Genomic DNA, 21,422 nt, shown 5'->3' with positions numbered 1-21,422 from the left:
CTGCGGAAAGGCGGACGAACGGTGGCGCGGGCAGCGCGAGCTGCCCACGGTGGCGTTCGGCCTAGATCCGCAGGACTGACAGTTGAGCGAGGTCGGGCGGTCTGGGCGGAGGAGGATTGGGGCGCAGGGCCGCCACGGCACCATCGCGAAGCCGTGCCAGCCACTCCGTCCCGCGGCTCAGAACCGCGCGGAGAAGACCGGTGAGAATCCATGTGCCGAGCACGGCCACGCACAGCGAGGCCATGTCCATCCCCATGGCCGGGGAATGGGAGGAGGCCTTGCTGTCCTGATGGGGATCCGAAGAGTGCGACGAGACGACGACGTCCTGCGGCGAGGACATGCCGCCGCCGGTGTGGCCGGTCGTGGCCGGTGTGTGAGCCGCTCCCATGCCCGTGTCGGAGGCGCTGTCGGGATGGCCCATCGAGTGCATCACGAAGACGCCCATCGCGAGCACGACGACGAGCAGCAGGTGCCCGAGGGCGCCTCCTGTTCGTGCGTATCGGCTCACCTGCACGTCGTGATCTCCATCTGTGGTCGGTCCGCTTTCCGACAGTACCGAAGCGGATCGGATCATGCTGAGCGGGTGGGGCGCGGGAGTTACCTACTAAGCTGATTGGCAGTAATCGTACCGTGTGGAGGGGTGGGCACATGCCTGCGTGGACATCACGTCAGTGGGTGGCGGCGGTAGTCGTGGCCCTTGTCGCCGGAGTCGCGATCGGCGTGCCGACCGGAGTGGTGCCCACGCCCTTTCACGCCCGGATGACCCCGGTGCTGTGGTGGAACTATCCGGTTTGGGTGGCGTCATCGCTGCTCATGGGACTGCTTGTGGCGACCTACGTGGACGGGCCTCCGGTCGCGCGGGCCGACCGCCCCCTCTCGCCGAGGCTCCGCAGAGCCCCAGGGCTCCGCCCACTACGATGGACCGTCACTGGTGCCGGAGGCTTCGCATTCCGGGGGCGAAGGGAGCGATCGTGCGTCGGCTGGGTGAGCTCGAGGCGGAAATCATGCACCGTCTGTGGGCCTGGGGACGACCGGCGACCGCGCGCGACGTGCTGGTGGACCTCAGCAAGAAGCGGCCCATCGCCTACAGCACAGTGAAGACCGTGGCCGACATTCTGCACAGCAAGGGCATGCTGAAACGGCATAAGGAGGGGCGGGCCTGGGTGTACGAGCCCACGTGTACCCGGCAGCAGTACACGGCGTCGCAGATGCAGGAGGCGCTCGGCGGTAACCCGGATCCGGTCGGAACCCTGGTCAGTTTCATCGAACAGATCACGCCGGAAGAGGCAGACGCCCTCCGTTCGGCCCTCCGAGCGGCCAAAAAACGGAGCGATGCGTGATCACATCTGTGGCGCTGGCCGGATACGCGGCCCTGGTGGGTGCCGCGGTGCCACCTCTGCTTTCCCGAGCACGGTGGCCCCACCGAGCTCCGGTGACAGCGATCCTCGCATGGCAGGCGCTCATGGTGACGTTCGTCGTTGCCACGGCGCTCACGGTGCACCACTGGGTCCTCAGCGAGCAGCATGTACATGAGGGCTTCATCGGTCTACTCAGCGTCTGCGGTCTGGCCGCCGACGCCCCGGTAAGCGCGTCCGCGCCCACTCTCGGGCACGCCCTGGCGCTCAGCACTCCCGCCGTGATCGTGCTGCTGCCTATCGGCTGGTTCGTGCTCTGCACCCGGAGGGCCCGCCGGGCGCGGCGGCGTCACCTCGACATGCTCGCCCTGATCGGTGAGCCGGCCCCCGGGCACGACGCCACGGTCGTGGACTATGGCGCACCCGCCGTGTACTGCCTTCCTGGGCGTCGCCATCGTGTCGTCATCACCCAGGCCGCCCTCGACGTCCTCTCCGACGCGCAGACGCGGGCCGTACTGGAGCATGAACGTGCTCACATCGAGGGCAGACACCACCTTCTCCATCTACTCGTGGACGCGTTCTCCCGTGCTTTCCCCGGCCTGCCGCTCGCCCGGTACGCCCAGGAGCAGATAGCGCTGCTGGTGGAGATGATCGCGGATGACAGGGCCCTGCGTCACCACTCCAGGGACGCGCTGGCGACCGCTCTGTGTGAGGTGGCCGCGGGGCGGGCGCCGCAGGGGACCCTAGGCGCCGGTGGGCCGGGGGCCCTCATCCGGCTGCGCCGCGTCCTCACGCCGCAGCCCCGGCCGCATCGTGTGACGTCGCTGGGTGTCGTGGCGGTCAGCGCCGCAGCTCCGCTGCTGCCGCTGCTCGTGGCCTGCGGGCCCTGATCACACCAGCCGCCGCCCCACTCTCCCGAGCAGCGTGGCGATGAGGACGGCGCCTACCGCGATGAGGGCGGCAGCTACGGTGAGCGCGAGCGAGAAGCCTTCCGTCGCGGCGTGCAGCTGTCCGGTCGAGCCGGCCAAGGCGTCGCTGCGACGTGCGGCCAGGGTGACCAGTACGGCCACTCCCACGGCGCCGCCCACCTGTTGAACGGAGCTGAGGACGGCTGAGCCGAGGCCGGCGTTCGCCTCGGTGGTGCCCGTGAGCGCGGCGACCGTCAGGGCAGGCAAGCTCAGGCCACATCCCAGGCTGGTGATGAGCATGCCGGGAAGCACACCGGACGCGTAGCCGTCGCTCGGCTCCACGCCGGACAGGAGGAGGAGCCCGCCTGAGCTGATCAGGAACGACATGACGAGGGCCCGGCGCAGTCCGAGCCTGGTCACCGCGCGAGAGGAGAGCCACATACCTGCGAGCATTCCGGCGCAGTAGGGCAGGTAGGCAACGCCTGCCTTGAGCGGGCCGTAGCCGAGCACGGTTTGCACATGGATCATCAGCAGGAAGGCCATGGCGTAGAAGGCGGCGGAGAACAGCAGGGTCGTGCCGTTGGCCACGGCGCGGGTCCGGAAGGCCAGGAACGTGGGCGGCACCAGAGGCTCGGCCGTGCGTGACTCGATCGCGACGAACGAGACGGCCAAGACGACGGCGAGGAACAGAGGCCCGACGCAGGACACATCGCCCCAACCCGACTCCCCGGCCCGGAGCAGACCGTAAACCAGGGACGAGACCGCACCGGTGCCCACTACCGCACCCGGTACGTCCAGGCGTGCCTGGTCGGTGGCCCGGCTCTCGGCTACCAGACGTGGAAGCAGCGCGAGGGCCACAACGACCACGGGCAGGTTGATCAGGAAGATCCAGCGCCACGAGTTGAGGCCGGTCAGTGCACCGGAGATCACCAGACCCATCGTGCCGCCCAGGCCAGCAATGCCGCCCCAGACGCTGAATGCCTTGGCGCGCTCCTCGGTGCCGGGGAACAGAAGTGTGATCAGTGACAACGAGGCCGGGCCGGCCATGGCCGCGCCCGCCCCCTGGACGAACCGTCCGGTCACGAGTTGCCAGGGTTGCTGGGCAAGGCCGCAGGCGAGGCTCGCCGTACCGAACAGTGCCACGCCGCTGAGGAAGACGCGTCGGCGGCCCAGCAGGTCGGCCGCGCGGCCGGACAGCAACAGCAGCCCGCCGAAGGCGAGGAAGTAGGCGTTGACGACCCAGGCGAGGCCCGCGGTACTGAAGCCGAGATCGTCTCGGATGCTGGGGAGAGCGACGCTCACCACGTTGTCGTCCAGGACGAGCATGAACTGCACGAAGCACAGCACGATCAGTGCGGGTCGGCGGCGATTGATGGTCGAGGGCGGGGTCGACACTGATGTCATGCTGCGCGTCCAGTCCGCGTGACTGGTCCATTCGTCCTGCAGCAGCGCCGTCGGGGCGTGTGATTGGTCGGCATGCGATGACGTTATGCACCAGCCTTGGTGGCCACAATCCGTTATGGGGCCATGTCATGTCGCGTTGAGGACATACGCTGGATGGCATGACCGAGGCCGTCGAAAGCGCCGTCCCGCCCGGTGTGGGGGCGATCGTCGTGGGGAACTTTCCCCTCCAGTCGGGGCAGTGGATAGCCTCGCACAGCCACCCGCAGCACCAGTTGGCCTGGACTCCACGGGGTGTGCTCGGCGTCGCCGTCGACGACACCTACTGGGTGCTGCCGCCGACCCGTGCGCTGTGGCTGCCCGCGGGGGTCGTGCACCGGACCGGTGCGACCCGCGACGCGGTGCTGCGCAGCCTCTACTTCGAACCGAGCCGGTGCGCACTGGACTGGACGGAGCCCACACCGGTCGCCGTCGACGGGCTGCTGGCCCACCTGATCCATTACCTCTACCGGCAGGACCTCGCCGATGACGTGAGACTGCGGGCCGAGGCGGTCGTGCCGGATCTGCTACGCCCTTTGCCGACCAAACCCATCGATGTACCGCGGCCCACCGACGAACGCGTATGCGCGGTGGCCGACGTGCTCCTCGGCGATCCAGCGGACACCCGAAGCCTTGAGGCCCACGCACGGGCCGTCGGAGTGAGCCGACGCACCCTTACCCGGCTGTTCGTCCACGACACGGGAATGAGCTTCGACCGCTGGCGCACCCATGTGCGGCTGCGGGCCGCCCTGCCACTCCTCGCCGAAGGCCGACCCGTGTCCCAAGTCGCTCATACCGTGGGATACGCGACACCGAGCGCGTTCCTCGCGGCCTTCCGCCGAACCGTCGGCACCTCCCCCAGGCGCTACCTTGACGGCGACGCCGCACTCGGGGCGTCCGATACAACGGTGCCGGCGCCAGTCGAGGATGAACTGGAGCCCTGCCACAGCGAAGGCCCGTAGGGTCTCCCTGCCCCTGTTCCGGCCGTACAGGATGGCAAGCCTCGACGGCCAGGTGCCAGGCCGACCGGCCGGGCACCTTTCATGGGCTGCGCTGTGTCCGCGCATCATTTGAAGGACCGCAGCCGCAGGCTGTTGGTCACCACGAAGACCGACGAGAACGCCATCGCGGCACCCGCGATCATCGGGTTGAGCATGCCGGCGGCGGCCAACGGCAGGGCGGCGACGTTGTAGCCGAAGGCCAGATCCGCGGTGGCGAGGGCGGCCGCGTTGTTGACACCGTCGCCCACCATCGCGACCGTACGGCCTTCGTCCCGCAGGCGCTTGATCACGTCCACCTTGTCCTGCGGCAGGACCTCGGCGATCACCTCGTCGATGCCGACAGCCTTGGCGACGGATTCGGCGACGGCCTGGTTGTCACCGGTCAGAAGGACGGGCCTCAGGCCCAGCCTCCGCAGCTCGGCCACCGCTTCGGCGCTGGTCTCCTTGACCGCGTCGGCGACGGTGAGCACACCGCGCGCCCCCCGTCCCAGGCGACGGCGACCGCCGTACGCGCCTCGGCCCCCGCGGCGGCCTTGGCTTCGGCCAGCTCCTGGGGAAGTTCGATCGCCCACTCCCGCAGGAGCTTTTCGCGGCCGACGAGCACAGCGTGCCCGCACGGCGTCCGTGTCAGCGGAGCGGTACGTCCCGGCGGGGAGCAATTCGCTTTCCTGGAAGGAGCGGCGCAGAGGGAGTCAGGCCGTGCCGGCGAGCTCGTAACCGGCCTCGTCGACGGCGGCACGAACGGCCGCCTCGTCGAGTGGAGCGCTGGAGGTGACGGTTACCTCGCCGGAGGCGGCGACGGCCTTGACCGCCGTGACGCCGTCCAGTGCGGATATCTCTTGGGAGACCGCGCCCTCGCAGTGGCCGCAGGTCATCCCGGAGACCTTGTACACCGTGGTGACGCCGGCGTCCTGGCCATCGGCCGCGGCGGCGGAGCCGCATGAACCGTCTGAGCTGCAGCAGGAGCCGGGGTCCGTCTGTGAGGTCATGGTTTCTTCCTCGGGGTGTCGTTGCTTGCGGTCGTCTGTCGGAGGGCGTGTTCCCATCCCTCGACGAGGGCGACTATATACCCCTAGGGGGTATCAGTGAACCCTGGTACTGCCCACGCGAAAAGGTCCAAGGCGCCGCCGCCATGACCGGGGTGACTCGGGGTCCAGCCCTCGCAGGCGAAACTCGGTCTCGTCAACCCGGGCCACTGCCGCTCGGTCGCTGCCCGCGCCGCCGGGTCGACTGCCCGGGGGGCGGTCGAGATCGGTGCGCATGCACGGTGTTGGCACTGGGCTTCAGTGCTGGTCTCGCGCGAGGAGGGACGCCGTCAGGCAACCATCATCAGGAGCATCGTGGACATGGTTGCACCCATGCCGATGTGGGCAGCCAGTGCCGCGTCCGGTGCGGCGCCGAGCTTGCGACGGCGGCCCTGGCCTGCCCGCTCCCCGGTCCGGGCCCTGTCCCACACGGAGATCGTCAAGGACGCCAGAAAAACAACCACCGTGTCCGGCATGGAGAGCAACCAGCGCCCCCAGCTCCGGCCTCGGCCGCCCTCCGGGCTCGTGGCCAAGTCGCCCTTGCCGGTGCCCCGCACCCGCGCCCACACGGATGCACCGATTGACAGCAGGAAGTAGATGGCCATTGCCGCGATTGCGAGGCGCCACGCGGAAGTCGACCCCGTGGATGCCTCGCCGCCGACTGCGGCGGTGCCCATGCCGGGCATGGACTCCATCCCCGGCATGGACTCCATACCTTCCATGCCTTCCATGTGGCCCATACTGGTTGTCTCCTCCATATTCTCCATTCCCGGCATGTGTGCCATTGAGGAGCCGCCCAGCGCGAGCACCGGACCGGACGACGTGCTCGTCATGGCGAGCGTCATGATCATCATGCCGACGCTGCCGACGATGAGGTGTACCCAGTGGCGGCCGTGTTTCCAGCCGCCCTCGCGTGTGTGCTTGACCGTCATGGCGACGCCGCCGAGTCCGAGCAGGGCGAACATCGTTGCCCACCACATGCCGTAGCTCGCGTACCAGGCGACGGTGGCGGGCAATGCCATGGCGGTCATGCACAGGCCCATGAGTCCATCACCCACCGCCGCGAACCGGGTTTCACCGCTGCTGGTCGCTATCCGGACCGCGCTGACGGCGGCTACGAGGGCGGACACCACTGCCACGGACCAACTGAGAGTAAGAATTCCCATTTTCGCCTTCCCGATCGTCCGAGTGCGACGGGACGGTGTGGTTGTACACCGGCTCTCCGCACAGCGTGCTATTGACGTGCTTTTGCGCCGTCAACTGCTATGGCCCTTAGTACGTTTTGATGGGGGAGGGCGTTCACGGCGCGAGGCGGCGACAGCCGGCAGTGTCGCCGGCCACCTGCTCGTGCGATGTGAAGCGGCCGACCGCGCGCATCGCCTTCACCGCGCGGGCGAGCAGGCCAGGGTCCGGGCGCACTGGCCACATCACCCTGAGGGTCTCTCGTCCGCCGCCCCAGCCTTCGGCCCCGGCCTCGACGCTGAGGAGGTTCAGGCCCTTCTTCCACTCACTGGCCCGGAGAAGCAGCCCTCTCCGCAGCCCCGTGTGCGCAGGGCGCGGCTGCGGCCTCCGGGAGTGGTGAGGGTGAGCGCGGTCTTGTACGCCTGGCTCGGTTTGTCGGGGTTCTCGCGGTCGGTGTCCGGCGCGGTCAGCCGCAGGACGGTCTGTCCGGTGCTGGCGGTCGCGGTGATGCCGATCTCATCAGCACGCCCTCCTACGGTGATCGCGTCGCCACTCGGCGGCGGCGCGAACGGCAGGTCCGCGTCCTTGTCGGTTGGCGGTTGGGTTACGCCGAGCAGTGCCGTGCAGCCGCAGACGGGCGCACAGCGCGAGGGCACAGGCGGTCGCCACCAGAGCGAGCTTGACGACGAGCCGGGCCACCACCGTGCCCAGCCATCCGGCGGCTTCAACTGCCGCCAGGATTGCTGGTCGCCCTTCGAGCAGGGCCGAGTTGGAGGGGGAGGTTATGCCGCGGGCCGGACTGCCCCCTCCGGCGCTCAACGCCACGAGCCCGAGCGCGGCCAGCAGACCCGCCATGGCACCTGGTGATGCCCAGGACCTGGGCTGGTCGGCACCTTCGGTGGTGTGCCGCGCGGCCAGCCGTTCGCCCACCAGTCCGCCGAGGGCCAGAGCGGAAGCGGCGTAAAGGACCCATCGCAGCACAACGGTGGCAGCAGCCCCGCCTCATGACATCGCCGTCCTCGGCGACGGTCTGCCAGGGCACGGTGTAGACGCCGGCCTTCATCGCTGAGCGGATGTGGGTCCGCTCAGCAGCCTCGCGACGGTCGGCAATGCCGCGGCAGCCAGGCGAGTAGCCCAGCGGGCCCGTAGGCCACACATGCTAAATACCTAAGTTTTCTAGGAGTAGACCGTGGTGGTGAACCTATCAGGCCTTGCAAGTGCAGTGGCGTGCCGGACACGGGTGGCCGGGACCACGTCGGGGCGGGGTCAAGCAGCGGAATTCGCGAACCCTTATGCTCGCCCTCGCTCGACGTGCACGTCGAGCGCGGCACGTAGCTCAGCGACCTCGTCGGCCTTCATTTCGTCGATCAGCCGCAGCAGGGTCGCGGTGGGATTTGCGCCGGTCTCCCATACTTGGGCGATCAGCGATGCCGCGTATTCTTCCCGGCTCTTCGTCGCCCGGTAGCGGAACGCCCGGCCGTCCTTGGCGCGGGTCAGCCAGCCCTTGCGGTGCAGGATCTCCGTGACGGTGTGCACCGTGTTGTATGCCAGCGGGCGCGGCCTGTGCTCGTTGAGCCGCTCCAGCACCGAACGTACGGTCACCGGCTCCCCGGCGCCCCAAACGACGTCCATGATCGACTGTTCCAGCTCGCCGAATCCTCGCATCGAGCCGCCTCCTTCCCTGAAAACCTAAGCCGCATAGTATGTGCCCGCAACGGCCAGACCTGCGAATCCGGCGGTGTCGGACCGCCCGCAGGTGGTCGACGACCGCCTGCGCGGGTACCCGTCGGCGTGGCGAGGCGTTCATCACCACGGGCGGGGGAGCGGAACCGCCGCTGACCGTCCTGGCTCCCGGGCAACGGTGTGGACGCCTGATCGCCGTCCCCGTATGACTCGGGTGGCTCGTCAGCAGCGAGCGCGGGTCGTCCGTGCGGAGCAGATCTCGGGGAACGAATAGTGTGCCAAGCACGCGATTGAAGGTGGTCCGTCAGTCAGCCACGAGGGCGCCAGGAGGTCAGGTGCCGGCGCCGCTGGCGTGCACGGTCGGGGCCATCTCGGTCGGGTCGTGAGCGGAAAGGGCAGGGCCTGGAGGAGGCGTGCCTCCGCCGCAAGGCCGTTCGCTTTCGGCCGTAGAGTTCAAACAGCCGGATGCCGTGTGCCTCCGGTGAAATCCCAGTTCAGCGTGTACGTCCGCGCGGCTTCAGGGGCACCGGGGGAGTTCGGGGGCGGGGAGCGGAGGGCCGTCGTAGCCGTGCACGGTGCCGAAGCGGTGGCCCGCCGACCAGTCCTCGCGGGCCTGGGTGATGTCGTCGTGGGAGCGGCCGATGAAGTTCCAGATGATTCGGTCGGACGTTCACTGCAGGCCGAGTGGCCCGGCCAGTTCGGCGAATGCGGGCACGAGCTGTCGGGTGACGTCAGCACCTGCACCGGCAGGTGATCTGCGCTCGCATCCGGTGTTCCATCAGCCTCGCCGCGATGGCATCGGTGGTGCCGTAGGCGACGACGGCGTCCACGAGGCGGTCGCTGCCGGCTTGGCGACGTCTTCGTCAGTGAACCCATCCGTTTCCAGCTGTCGAGGGTATTCGTCAGGTTGAGGTACATCTCGAGCCTCTCGCGAGCGACGGCGCGCGCCTCGTCGGCGCAGGCCGGGTCGGACGCGGCGGAGGGCATCGCCCGCGCGGACATCGACTTCGCCGCGCAGGTCCTCACCCCGCTTCAGAGCCCGATTCGGCAGTGCTTCGAACCGACCCTTCTGGGCCGGACAAAGGCCGTGGCCGACGCCAGGGGGCACGCGAGAGGTGGACCTACGGTTCACGCTGGGATAGCGCCTCCAGCCGTTCCAGCGCCTGGTACCACGCGTCGGTCAGACATTGTGGTTCCGGGTCTCCGGGTGCACTGCTGAACGCGACTCGCACCTTTCGGCCGTAGGTGCTGAGTACGCTGAAACACACGTGGCCGGGCAACAGCGGCGGAATGGCGTAGACGTCGTGCGCAGTCCGCCCGGCGAAGGCCAGCGAGCGGGGAAAGGCCATGTAGGACGCGACGAGCTGGGTACTGCCGGGGGAGAGGAGGTGCCGGGTCGCCCACCGTGCGACCGGTCCTGGAGCCAGGTCGAGGAGGGCTCGCATCGCCGCTCTGTAGTGGGGGGATCGGGTATGACGGCTTGCCCTGCACACCTCAGCGGGCGTCGGCCCCTCGGGCCCCTCGCCCAGGGCCACCCGGGCCATCCCCAGGCAGTTGCCGGGGCCGTCGGTGTCCTCGCCCCGACCCCGCAGGTCGAGGGGGACACAGGCGTGGCGTCGTTGCGGGCCGGCGTGCTCGGTCAGGGCAGCGGCGACGCAGGTGAGGTAGATGTCGTTGACGCTCACGTGTGCCCGGCGGGCCAGGCGATGCATACGCAGACCATCGACGTCCACGCTGCCGACCCGGCGCTCCGTGGTGGCGGGTGAGCTGCGGCCGATGCCGCGGACACCGCCGGCCAAGGCTTCGGACATGTGCGGAGCAGGGAGCAGGGACCTGGCGAGGCCCGCCATCACGGCTGCCAGCCCGGCGGGTCGCACTGCGCGTACAGCTCGCCACCGCGGCCCCGGGTCACGTGTGTCCGTGACGTCCGGTTGCACGCCGAACAGCACCTGGAGGACGTGCATGGCAGCCTGCCCGTCCTGGAAGGCGTGGTGCGAGTGGTAGCACAGGGCGTACTCGTCGTCGGCGTAGCCGTGGGCAAGGGTCAGGCTCCACAGGGTGCCCTCAGGCAGGTCCTGGCCTGCCAGGCAGTGTTCGAGCGCGGCGACACCGCCGGGCGGAACGGCGAGGGCGCGGACCTGGTCAGCGATCCTCACGGGAGGGCCCGCCGTCCAGCGTCGGTTGCGAGCACCCAGTCGCACGGTGAGTGCCGGCAGGCGCTCGATGCGGGCGGCCACGTGCCGTTGCAGGAGCTGAAGCCCGGGTGGCTCTCCGGGCAGCCGCAGCACGAGTGTGTGGTGCAGGTGATGGTCGGACGCGATGTCGACGCCCATGGAGGTGAACGCGCGGTCCACGGGGCCAAGTCGGGGTTCCTGCCGTCGGCGTGTCATGCGCGGGCCACCGCGAGCACCGCGTTCTGCCCGCCGAAACCCATCGACAGTGACAGCGCCAGTTCCACGGGCACAGGGGTGGGTCGTACCGCCACGTCGATGCGCACGGCGGGGTCGAGCCGGTCGAGGTTGGCGGTGGGAGGGACGAGGGCATTCTCCACCGCCAGCACCGTGAAGGCCGCCTCCACCGCACCCGCCGCACCGAGCAGATGGCCTGTCGTGCCCTTCGTCGACGTCACCAACGGCCTGTTCGGGAAGAGACGCTCGATCACAGCCGACTCCAACCGGTCGTTGAGCGGAGTGGAGGAGCCGTGTGCGTTGATGTGGCCCACCTCGGATGCTGTCGTGCCGGCGTCGGTCAACGCGGCGTGCACGGCGTCCGACACTCCTCGGCCGTTCGGCTCCGGCGTGGAGACGTGGTACGCGTCGGCGCTGGCACCGTAACCGACCAGCAGGGCCCGCGCCCGCGCGCCTCTGGCACGTGCGTCCTCGCCGCGTTCCAGCACCAGCATGCCTGCTCCTTCTGCCATGACGAATCCGTCCCGGTCGGCGTCGAAGGGGCGTGAGGCCGACGCAGGGTCATGATGCCGCCGCGACAGCGCTCCCATCCGGGCATAGCCCGCGGCGTTCAGGGGGGTGACGGGTGCTTCCGCGGCGCCGGCGAGCACCACGTCGCACCGGTTGAGCAGCAGCAGGTCCCGGGCGACGCCGATTGCGGTGGCCCCGGAGGCGCATGCGGTCGACACCCCGAGGGCGGGGCCGTGTGCGGCGCAGTCCATGGCGACGTGTCCGGCTGCCATGTTGGGAAGCTGGCGTGGCAGGAACAAGGGTGACAGGTCCCCGGGGCCGTCCCCCAGCAGCGCTCGGTGTTCACTCTCCCAAGTGGCGCACCCGCCGTGTGCGGTGCCGACCACCACACCGACCCGTGCCCCGCCCCACGCGCCCGGGTCCAGCTTCGCGTCGGCGAGCGCTTCACGGGCTGCGACCATGGCGAACTGCGCGAAACGGTCGGTCCTGTGCGCGGTACGGCCACCCAGTAGTGCCTCACCGTCGAATCCGGACACCCGGGCGGCGAGCCGGACCGGACCGTCGGCCAGCGCCGGGTCCACTGCCACGCCGCTCGTAGCGCCGCACACCGCCTCCCAAGCGGCGGCCACTCCCACCCCGGCCGGAGTCACCAGCCCCAGGCCCGTGACCGCCACCTCGGCAGTGCCGCTCACGGGGCGGCTGCCCGCTGCCGCATCGCCTCAGCGATGTCGCCCAGCTGCTCCATCTCGCCCAGTTCGGAGGGCGGGACCTGCGCGCCGGTGCGCCGGCGAATCTCCGCGGACAACTCGATCACGGCGAGGGAGTCGAGGCCCACCTCGAACGTCGTGGCCTCAGGGGTGATCTCGTGCGCGGGGATGCGCAGCTTCTCGACCAGGATGTGCCGGAGTTCGTCGAACATCGCCGTTCCTCTCGTGGGCGCGTCGGGTGCGGTCGTCGGTGGGCTGTTGCGTCGGTGGTCAGGGTGAGGCCAGGGACTGGTGGATGCGTGCGCTGAGCCCGTCGACGCTGCCGGCTGCCATCAGCTCCATGACGGGAAGGTCGCAGCCGAACACCCGGTGCAGTGTGGCTTTGAGCTCGGTGCCCATGAGCGAGTCGAGTCCGAGGTCGGCGAGGTTCGCGGAGCGGTCGAGGCGGGTCGGGAGGGTCTGCAGGATGGCCGCGGTGAGGTCGGTGAGCGTGTCGCTGATGAGGGCCGCCTGCTCCGTCGCGCCGCTCGCCTTCTCGAACCGCTCCTGGAAGCTCTCTGCCCCTGCTCCCGAGGCCGTCTCCGGGCTCCTTTGCGCGGTGAACCGGGGAGCCCGCAGCGCGGGGAGGATCTTGGCCAGCCTCGCCCAGTCCACGAACCCGACGGTCGTCGACACCGCGCCCCGGCTCAGACATCGGTGGAGTGCCTCGCACGCCGTTTCGGGGGGCAGCAGTCCCAGCCCGGATCGTGCGATGTTCTCCGTCAGGCCGCTGCGTGCGACGTAACCGGTTTCCCCAATGCCTCCCCAGGCCAGGGCCAGCCCCGGACGTCCGGCTGCCCGGCGGGCCCTGACCAGGGCCTCCACGTGCAGGTTGGCTGCCGCGTACGGCGCCTGGTGGAGGTTGCCGACGAGGGCGGCGATCGAGGAGTAGACGACGAAGAAGTCCGTCGGCCGGTCGCGGGTGAGCGCGTCCAGCACGTCCGCGCCCTCGGCCTTCGCGGCGAGGACGGAGGCGAAGCGTTCTGCCGTCAACTCCGCCAGCGGGGCGTCGTCCAGCTGCATGGCGGCGTGCACGACGCCGCGTACCGGACGGCCCGCGGCGTCCGCCCGGGCGAAGACCTCTCCCATCGCCTTCGCGTCCGTGACGTCGACGGCGAACGCCTCGGCCTCGACTCCGAGCGCGGCGAGCTCTTCGAGCAGGGCCGGCGCCTCGGGCGAGGCCACGCCCCGGCGGCCGACCAGTGCCAGAGAACGGGCACCGCACCGGGCGAGATGGCGGGCGGTGGCCGCACCGAAACCGCCGAGGCCCCCGGTGACCAGGTAGGTCGCCTCCGCGTTGAGGCTCAGTGGCGTGTCGGGCTGCTCGATGTGCACCGGTTCGCCCGTGTCGAAGGTGACGACGACCTTGCCCAGGTGGCGCGAGTGGCGCAGGCTGCGCAGTGCCTCCGCGACGTTCGCGGCCGGATACGTCTGGTGCGGCAGCGGCGCGTACTCGCCCGTGCCCACACGGTGGACGACTTTTCCGAACGCTTCTGCCGCGGCGTCCGGCGCGTCCGCGACCAGCCGGGTGATGTCGACACCGAAGTAGGCCAGGTTGTTGCGGAAGGGGCGCAGCAGCAGGGGCTGGTTGCCATAAATATCCCGCTTGCCGAGTTCGATGAACCGACCGCCGGGGCGCAGGCACTCCAGACCGCGTCCGATGGCCTCACCCGCCAGGGAGTTCAGCACCACATCCACGCCCCTGCCACCGGTGGCGGCCTTCACCTGGTCGGCGAAGGCGAGACTGCGGGAGTCCAGGACGTGCTCGACTCCGAGCATGCGCAGCAGGTCCCGCTTGGCGGGGGTGCCGGCAGTGGCGATCACCCGGGCGCCGACGTTCTGCGCGTAGCGCAGAGCCGCGAGACCGACCCCGCCGGCCCCTCCGTGGACCAGCACGGTCTCGCCGGGCGCCAGGCGCGCCAGGTCCTCCAGACTGTGCTGGACGGTGAGACAGACAGCCGGGAGGGTCGCGGCGTCGCTGTAGCGCATCCCGTCGGGGATACGGCCGGTCTGCTCGGTCCGCACCCGTACGTGGGAGGCGAGAGTGCCGTGCCCGAAGGCGAAGACCCGTTGGCCGACGGCGAAGTCGCCCGCGTGAGGCCCGACGGCGACGATGTCGCCGGCGCACTCCAGACCGAGAGCCGGCCCGCCGGGCACCGGTGGCTCGGCGCCGGCCGGCAGCAGCCCTGCCGCCAGCATCACGTCCCGGTAGTTCAGCGCCGCCGCACGCACCTGGATGACGACTTCGCCCGGGCCGGGCTCCAGTGGGGCGGCCGGAACCCACGCGAGCTGGTGCCCGAGCCCGGGCTGACGCAGTTCGAGGGAGTACGGGCGTTTGGTGCCGTCCGCTTCGCGGGTCGTAGGGGGGCAGGTGAGCACCCGGGGCACGAAACGGCCTGCGCGGGTGAGGACGACCTCGTCCTCGTCGTCGGTGGCGTCGAGCAGCTCCGCCGACAGCCGTCGGGCGTCTGCCGCCACGTCGGCGGAACGCGCCAGCGAGAGCCGCCGGACGCGAAGGCCCGCGCGTTCATTGGCAAGGACCCGGCCCACTCCCCACACGGCGGCGTCCGCAGGGGCCACCGCCCGGTCCGGTGGCGGAAACAGGCCGGTCTCGCCGGTCACCAGCCACAGCGCGCCCGCACCGTCCGCGGCCGTGGTGGCGTGGGCGGCCGCCACCGCCCTGATCAGGCCCGCTCTGCGCACAGTGTCAGGCCGCGCGTCTGCTGCGTCGCCCGCGCCGTCGAAGAGCAGGACCACCCCCGCCGGCGGCCCCTCGCCCGGAAGCATCCGGTCCTGCCACACGCCGTCGTCCCCGTGCGTGCCGACGACCACGGCCTCGTCGGCACCTGCTCGTGTCAAGGCGGTGACGAGAGCCGTGGCGAGACTGTCGCTCCGGCTCTCGGCCACGACGAGCCAGCGCCCGCCGGCCTGATTCGTCGACACGCTCGGCGTGGTGGAGGGGCGAGGTGAGGAACGGCGGGCGCAGAGCACCGAGTAGGCGCCGCCGGAGACGGCACTCGCGACCTGGGCGACCTCGTCGAACCCGCACTCCTCCAACAGCGGTGGCCACTTCTCCAGGGCCAGCAATGGTGCGGTGCGCACCTCGGAGTCGGTGAAGGACCAGTAGTCGTCCAGCAGTCCGAAGCACGGGCCGAGGATCTCCTCGTCGTGGCTCTCCAGCGCGAGGAGTTGTCCGCCGTCTGCCACCAGAGTGCCGAGCCGGCGCAGCGTGGCCTTCATCTCCCCACTGGCGTGCAGGACGTTGCCCGCTATCACGAGGTCGAACGATCCTGCCCCGAAACCCTGGTCCGCCAGGTCGCGCTCCAGGTCCAGGGTCCGGTACTCGACGAAGTCATAGGCCGCGAAACGGGCCTGCGCCCGGGGAAAGAAGGCGGCCGAGACGTCGGTGTACACGTACTGCGTGAGATGCGGGGGGAGTACGGGAAGCAGCGCACTGGTCGTTCCGCCGGTGCCCGCCCCGACCTCCAGCACACGAAGGGGGCGGTCCCGTGGCCATGTCTCCACGGCGGCGGCCACCAGGGAACGGGCGTACTGACCATGGATCCGTACGTCCGGAGTACTGGTGTACAGCGCCTCGACGAGGTGGCGGTCGGAGTCGGCGAACAGCAACTCGTGCGGATCGACGTCACCCCGCAGGATCTTCGTCAGATGGGTTCCGCATCGGACGTAGACCGCGATGGCGGAGATCCACTCAGGGAACCTCGTGGTGCAGGACCGCGCGTGCTCCAGGGGACGGGCGGGGGCGCCGGTGAAGCGCCAGCGTTCCTCGCCGACCCGTTCGAGCAGCCCCGCCCGTTCCGCCATGCCCGCCAGGAGACGCACGTAGCGGCCGTACTTCGGCTGGACCCCCGCCGCCACCAGGTCGCCGACCCGGAACTCGTTGACGCCCTCGAGTAGTCGGGAGAAGGCGTGCGCAGCCCAGTGTCCGACGGTTTCCTTGAGGAGCGGCGCGAACTCCGCGTCCTGGTCACCGCGGCGGGCGTCGAGCGCGGCCCGCTCGGCGGCTGTGGCCGTGACCAGTGCTGTGGGTGACGGCAGGGGAGCAGGGCCGGGCGTCCACTCGATCGTGCGCGGAGCCGCTCGCAACACCTGCGTCAGCTCCTGCAGCGGCTGCGTCGGCCCGGCTGCCACACCATGCAGCCGGCAGCCCGTCATCTCCGCCGCCACGTGACCGCTCTCCTCGATCACCGTGAGGTCGAAGACAGCCTCCTCGGTACTCGTCGCCACGCAGCGGACATGGACCAGCCCGCGTGCCGGCAGAGCGCTCCACACACGGGCGGAGCCGATCGCGGTCGGCACGTACATCCTGCCGCCGGGCAGCTCCGCGAGAAGGGGGGAGGCCGCCTGGAGCGCGCCGTCGAGCACCGTGGGGTGGGCCTCGTAGCCGTCCGCCGGTGATGAGGGGTCCCAGGAGAAGGCAGCCAGTACCTCGCCCTCTCCCACCCGCAGTTCGGTCAGGACGCGGAAGGACGGGCCGTACATCAGGCCGGCGCGGGCTGCTTCTTCATAGTGCTGTGTGGCGTCCACGCGGATGCCGTTCACGCGGCTGCGCACGGCGTCGACGTCGACCGGAACGGGCGGTGTGGACACCAGACGGCGTACCCGTCCGCGGGCGTGCGTCTGCCAGTCCGCCGAGGCGTCCCGCCGTGAGGCGATGCGCACGACGCCGTCTTCCTCCGACAGCGAGGTCTGCAGGACGACCTCGCCGCTCTCATCGTCACGCGGCATGACCAGGGCGCGCACGATGTCGAGGTCGGTGACCTCGGCGGCCACGCCGCCGGCGAAGCCATGGCGACCCGCGGCGAGGGCCGCCTCCACGTATGCGGTGCCGGGCATGACCACGGCGTCATCGGCCTCGTGGTCGTACAACCAGGGCAGCCGCGCGGTACTGACGGTCTGATGCCAGGCCGGTTCGGCGACGGCAGCCCGGCGGCCCAGCAGCGGATGGACGACGGTGGGATCCTGCGGGACGTGAACCCACCAGTCGGGGGAGCCGTTCCAGTGCCGCTCACGCTGCCAGGGATACGAGGGCAGTGTCACGACCCTGCCGCGCCGCGGGGAGTGCGTGTCGTCCACGCGGTCGCCGGCTGCCAGCAGGCGTTCGGCCGTACGCCGTAGTGTCTCGGGCCCGTCCTGGCCGCGGCGGCATGCCGCGACCGTCATTCCGTCCGGGACCAGACGCCGCAGGTACGGGGCGAGCACACCATGCGGGCCGATCTCGACGAACACAGCGCACCCGGAGTCCGCCAGCGCCCGCACGGCTTCAGCGAAGAGCACCGGTTCCCGGATGTTGCGCCACCAGTAGTCCGCGTCCAGGCGCTCGCCCGCGACCAGGTTCCCGGTGACGGTGGAGGCGAAAGGCAGGCGCGTCCCCTCTGGGCGCACACGGGAGAGAGCCGCCTTCAGCGGCTCCTCGATGCTGTCCATGGCCTTGCTGTGGAAGGCGTAGTCGAGGTCCAGTTCGCGAAAGAAGACCTCGCGCGCCATCAGTTCCTTGCCCAGCTCCGCCAGAGCCTTGGCATCTCCGGCGAGGGTGACGTCGCTGTCAGTGTTGACGCCGGACACCTCGATGCGCCCGTCGAACGCGGTGATCTCCTTGCGCGCCTCCTCCAGGGACAAGCCGACGGCCGCCATCCGGCCCCGGCCGGCGGTCAGCGCCTGGGCACGGCTGCGCTCGGCCACCACCACGCACGCCGTGGCCAGATCGAGGGCACCGGCCACGTGGGCGGCGGCGATCTCCCCGATGCTATGGCCCACGACGGCGTCCGGCCGGATGCCACTGGCCTCCAGCAGTCGCACGAGAGCGATCTGGACGGCGAACAGCAGCGGCTGAGCGACCTCGGTCAGGTGCAGCCGGGACTCCGACGCGGTCAGCTCGTCGACGACCGACCAGCCGAGCCGGGGAGCGAGTTCGGCGTCGACGCCCTCCACGGCAGCACGGAAGAGCGGCTCGTCCCGCAGGAGTTCCACGCCCATCCCGTGCCACTGACAACCGTTGCCGGAGAAGACGAACGCGGTCTCACCCGAAGCGCCGCGGACGGCGGGTCGCTCACCGGCGGCCACCGCGTTGAGCGCTTCCACCGCCTCGACAGGACCGCCCGCCAGTACGGCAGCACGGTACTCGTGGCGGCCACGGCGCGCGGCCGACGTGTACGAGATGTCGTGGAACTCGTGCGGATCGGCCAGTTCGAGCCGCTGCGCCATCTGTTCCGCCGCGGCTCTCAGCGCTTCGGGGGTGCGGGCGGAGACCAGGACCGGCCTGCGGCCTGCGTCGTCGGCCGTGGCGGCTGCGGGCTGCTCGGGAGGCTCTGCGAGGACGATGTGGGCGTTGGCGCCGCCGAAGCCGAAGGAATTGACGCCGGCGTACCTCCCGGCGGTCGGGAGGAGCGTTTCCGGCCGGACCACGGGACGGACGTTCCAGCGGCCGAAGTCGATGCCGGGGTTGAGCGGCTGCGCATGCAAGGTGGCCGGGATGCTGCGGTGCTTCAGCACGAGCAGCGCCTTCAGCAGGCCGGCGATGCCCGAAGCGGCCTCCAGATGGCCGATGTTGCTCTTCACCGACCCGATCGGCAGGGCTCCGGTGCTCCGGCCGGCTCCCAGCGCACGGCCGATGGCCTCGCACTCGAGCGGGTCGCCCGCCTGAGTGCCGGTGCCGTGCGCCTCCAGGTAGGCGAGGTGGTCCGCGGACAGTTCCGCACGGGCGTACACCTCCCGCAGCAGCCCCTCCTGGGCCTTCGCGCTGGGCAGGGCGAGTCCTGGGGTGCGGCCGTCGTTGTTGGTGCCGCCGGCGACGATCACGCCGTGGATGCGGTCACCGTCGGCAAGCGCGTCCGCCAGCCGCTTCAGCAGGACGAGACCGCCGCCCTCGGCCCGCACGAACCCGTCCGCCTCGGCGGAGAAGGCGCGGCACCGGCCGGTCGGGGACAGCATCGACGCACTGGAGAAGCCCGTGAAGCCCTGCGGGTTGATCAGTATGTTGACTCCGCCGGCCAGCGCGGTACGCGCCTGTCCCGAGCGCAGATGCTCGCACGCCTGGTGCAAGGCTGTCAGCGCCGAGGAACACGCGGTGTCGACGGCCACACTCTGGCCGTGCCAGTCGAAGAAGTGGGACAGGCGGTTGGCGGTGTTGGAGACGGCCATCCCGGTGATGGTGTAGGCGTTCCCGCTCTCCGGGGCGCAGGATTGCAGTTCGCCGTAGTCACGGCTGGAGCACCCCACGAACACGGCGGTGTCCGAGCCCGCCAGGTCCGTGTGGTCAACCGCGGCGTCGTCGAGGGCCTCCACCGCAAGCTCCAGCAGCAGCCGCTGTTGCGGGTCCATGCGTGACGCCTCGCGAGGAGAGATCCCCGTGAAGTAGGAGGTGTCGAACCCCGCGATGTCGTCCAGGAATCCGCCGGCCGCCGTGTAGCTGCGGCCGGGTCGCTTCCGTCGCCCGTCCGTGAAGTCCGCTGCACGGTAGCGGTCCGCAGGAATCGTGGTCACCGCATCGCGACCGACGGCGAGCGCTCCCCACAGGTCGTCCAGATTCCGGATGCCGCCGGGGAGACGGCAGGAGACGCCGACGACGGCGACGGCGTGCGGGAGCTTCGGCTGCTGGGGGAACGGCAAGGGACGTCTCCGAAAACTGCGCGCGGAAGAGGACGGCGGATGAGGTGTGCGGGGTCGCTGCGGCCTGCGGCCGGCCGTCCGCGGTTATGGTCAACCGCCTCTGGACGGGGCGTCGTTAGCGGGTCCGCCCGAGTCTTCCTGCGCCAGGCCGAGGGATCGGATGAGGTAGGCGCGGTCGATCGGCGGCGGGTCACCGAGTCCGGCGGTGTGCGTGAGGGTGGTTGTGCGGTCGTACGTGCGGGTGTGATGGCAGTAGCTCAGAAAACCCGGCAGGTTGGCCGCGACGAAGCGCTCCGCCGGCGTGGGGTCGGGCAGGTCCTCCACGCAAGTGATCGTGAGGCCGGGGTAACGCGCTTCGACGGCCTCGAAGATGAGCCGTGTCGCGGTCTCCTGCGGATGCACAATGTGGCATGTTCGTACGCCACGCTCATCGGGTCGAGTGTCGTGACCGATGCGCAGCATCGCCTCTGTCGCATAGTGGTCCGGGACGATGTTGAACGCGGCGTCCGCAGCGACAGGCAGGCGCAGTCTCAGGGTGGCCTGGCCCGTTCGCAGCGATGCCACGGACGGGATCCCGGGGACCCCGGTCCGTGCGAGGGAGTCGATCATCTCGCCCAGGACGCGCAGGGGATGTGTCGGCAGCCCCTGGCGGAACTCCGCGTCGGACGCGACGACGCTGGGGCGCAGGACGACAGCAGACCTGTCCAGCCGTGAGGCCCAGGTCCGTACCAGCTCCTCCGCCCGGTACTTGGACTCGTCGTAGTGGGTCTCGAACCCGAAGGAATCGCTGAGGTCTTCCTCCGTGATCGTGCCCGTCCTGCGGCGTCCGGCCACCGCCATGGTGCTCATGTGCACGAGAGTGCAGGCCGGTGGGGTCAGCTCGGCGAAGTCCAGAACGTGTGCGGTGCCGCGGACGTTCACGTCGAACAGTCGTTCGCGTTCTCCGGTCAGGGCGATGTCACCCGCACAGTGCCAGACCGCTTCGGCCTCCTGGGCCAGACGCCCGTACACGGCAGGAGACAGGCCCAGCCAGGAGTGCGTGACGTCACCGCTGACGCAGCGCAGCCGGGTTCGCGCGGGAGCACCGAGTTCCCCTCCCGCGAGGTTCTCCAGTGTGTTCACGACACGCGCGCGCAAGGCGGACGGCGCTCCCCTGCCCAGTACGGTCACCTCACGTTCACGGGTGGTCAGCAGCCCAAGGAGCAGCCGCGAGCCCAGGAAACCGGTGGCCCCGGTGAGCAGGATGGTCACGCGGAGCAGCATGTCCCAGCCCGCCTCACGATGGCAAATGCGTTCAGTGAACAACGAGTTCTTCGTGAGCACATTTGGCGCGCGCGGCGTCCGCGCCTCGTCGCCCCTCGTCAAGGGGGCGGTTGCGCGCACCGGTGCGGTGCGGACATCGGGTGCGGCGCACCGGGCGCGCTGGAGTGCCGGGCATCGTCACCACAGCCAGGCGTCGGAGTGGCGCACCCGGTGCAGGGCGCGGGCGCCGCGGTGAGCGTTCCGCGTTGCCGGTCCGGATCTGGCGGGAGGGG

The 21,422-nt window shown here is 70.3% G+C and carries 14 protein-coding genes and 2 pseudogenes; 3 read left to right on the top strand and 13 right to left on the bottom strand.

Going from position 1 to position 21,422, the window contains the following annotated elements; all coding sequences use genetic code 11:
• Positions 1–61: 61 nt before the first annotated feature.
• Positions 62–574, bottom strand: coding sequence for a DUF6153 family protein (locus ABZ562_RS11245; protein ID WP_361476602.1), 513 nt, complete (start codon positions 572–574; stop codon positions 62–64).
• Between the two features lie 397 nt (positions 575–971).
• Between ABZ562_RS11245 and ABZ562_RS11240 the strand changes: the two genes are divergently transcribed.
• Both ABZ562_RS11240 and ABZ562_RS11235 read left to right on the top strand, forming a co-directional pair.
• The gene (locus tag ABZ562_RS11240) at positions 972–1,340 is read left to right on the top strand and encodes a BlaI/MecI/CopY family transcriptional regulator (RefSeq protein WP_361476600.1); all 369 of its coding nucleotides are present in this window, start codon (positions 972–974) and stop codon (positions 1,338–1,340) included.
• Between the two features lie 92 nt (positions 1,341–1,432).
• Positions 1,433–2,245, top strand: coding sequence for a M56 family metallopeptidase (locus ABZ562_RS11235; RefSeq protein WP_361476598.1), 813 nt, complete (start codon positions 1,433–1,435; stop codon positions 2,243–2,245).
• Here ABZ562_RS11235 and ABZ562_RS11230 read toward each other — a convergent pair whose 3' ends face one another.
• Entirely contained in the window at positions 2,246–3,667 is a 1,422-nt protein-coding gene (locus ABZ562_RS11230) for an MFS transporter (RefSeq protein WP_361476596.1), read from the bottom strand.
• A 158-nt stretch (positions 3,668–3,825) separates the two neighbouring features.
• Between ABZ562_RS11230 and ABZ562_RS11225 the strand changes: the two genes are divergently transcribed.
• A complete protein-coding gene (locus tag ABZ562_RS11225) occupies positions 3,826–4,665 on the top strand; it encodes a helix-turn-helix transcriptional regulator (protein WP_361476594.1) in 840 nt (279 codons plus the stop codon).
• A 104-nt stretch (positions 4,666–4,769) separates the two neighbouring features.
• Here ABZ562_RS11225 and ABZ562_RS11220 read toward each other — a convergent pair.
• From ABZ562_RS11220 to ABZ562_RS11170, 11 genes and pseudogenes are all read right to left on the bottom strand, one after another.
• Positions 4,770–5,317: pseudogene (locus ABZ562_RS11220) on the bottom strand (HAD-IC family P-type ATPase); the annotation flags it as partial.
• 79 nt (positions 5,318–5,396) lie between these two features.
• The gene (locus tag ABZ562_RS11215; protein ID WP_361476592.1) at positions 5,397–5,693 is read right to left on the bottom strand and encodes a heavy-metal-associated domain-containing protein; all 297 of its coding nucleotides are present in this window, start codon (positions 5,691–5,693) and stop codon (positions 5,397–5,399) included.
• Between the two features lie 326 nt (positions 5,694–6,019).
• Positions 6,020–6,868 (bottom strand): DUF5134 domain-containing protein, encoded by an 849-nt coding sequence (locus ABZ562_RS11210; protein ID WP_361476590.1) that lies wholly within the window; start codon positions 6,866–6,868, stop codon positions 6,020–6,022.
• Positions 6,869–7,219: 351 nt separating this feature from the next.
• Positions 7,220–7,567 carry a hypothetical protein gene (locus ABZ562_RS11205; RefSeq protein WP_361476588.1) on the bottom strand — a complete coding sequence of 116 codons (348 nt, stop codon included), beginning with the start codon at positions 7,565–7,567 and terminating at the stop codon, positions 7,220–7,222.
• Positions 7,568–8,201: 634 nt separating this feature from the next.
• On the bottom strand, positions 8,202–8,576 hold the full coding sequence (locus ABZ562_RS11200) for a BlaI/MecI/CopY family transcriptional regulator (protein WP_361476586.1): 375 nt from the start codon (positions 8,574–8,576) through the stop codon (positions 8,202–8,204).
• 512 nt (positions 8,577–9,088) lie between these two features.
• Positions 9,089–9,258, bottom strand: a pseudogene (locus ABZ562_RS11195) (pirin family protein); the annotation flags it as partial.
• A gap of 457 nt (positions 9,259–9,715) precedes the next feature.
• On the bottom strand, positions 9,716–10,948 hold the full coding sequence (locus ABZ562_RS11190; protein ID WP_361476584.1) for a wax ester/triacylglycerol synthase domain-containing protein: 1,233 nt from the start codon (positions 10,946–10,948) through the stop codon (positions 9,716–9,718).
• Positions 10,949–10,980: 32 nt separating this feature from the next.
• A complete protein-coding gene (locus tag ABZ562_RS11185; protein WP_361476582.1) occupies positions 10,981–12,204 on the bottom strand; it encodes a beta-ketoacyl-[acyl-carrier-protein] synthase family protein in 1,224 nt (407 codons plus the stop codon).
• Entirely contained in the window at positions 12,201–12,431 is a 231-nt protein-coding gene (locus ABZ562_RS11180) for an acyl carrier protein (RefSeq protein WP_361476580.1), read from the bottom strand. Before ABZ562_RS11180 ends, ABZ562_RS11185 begins: the two co-directional genes overlap by 4 nt.
• A gap of 58 nt (positions 12,432–12,489) precedes the next feature.
• A complete protein-coding gene (locus ABZ562_RS11175) occupies positions 12,490–19,887 on the bottom strand; it encodes an SDR family NAD(P)-dependent oxidoreductase (protein WP_361476578.1) in 7,398 nt (2,465 codons plus the stop codon).
• Between the two features lie 90 nt (positions 19,888–19,977).
• Positions 19,978–21,210, bottom strand: a complete 1,233-nt coding sequence (locus tag ABZ562_RS11170; RefSeq protein WP_361476576.1) for an SDR family oxidoreductase — start codon at positions 21,208–21,210, stop codon at positions 19,978–19,980.
• Between the last annotated feature and the right edge of the window lie 212 nt (positions 21,211–21,422).

It is taken from the genome of Streptomyces sp. NPDC019937, assembly GCF_040631655.1.
Classification (GTDB): Bacteria; Actinomycetota; Actinomycetes; order Streptomycetales; family Streptomycetaceae; genus Streptomyces.
The sequence above is the reverse complement of the archived record's forward strand: the minus strand, read 5'-3'. Positions and strand labels throughout refer to the sequence as shown.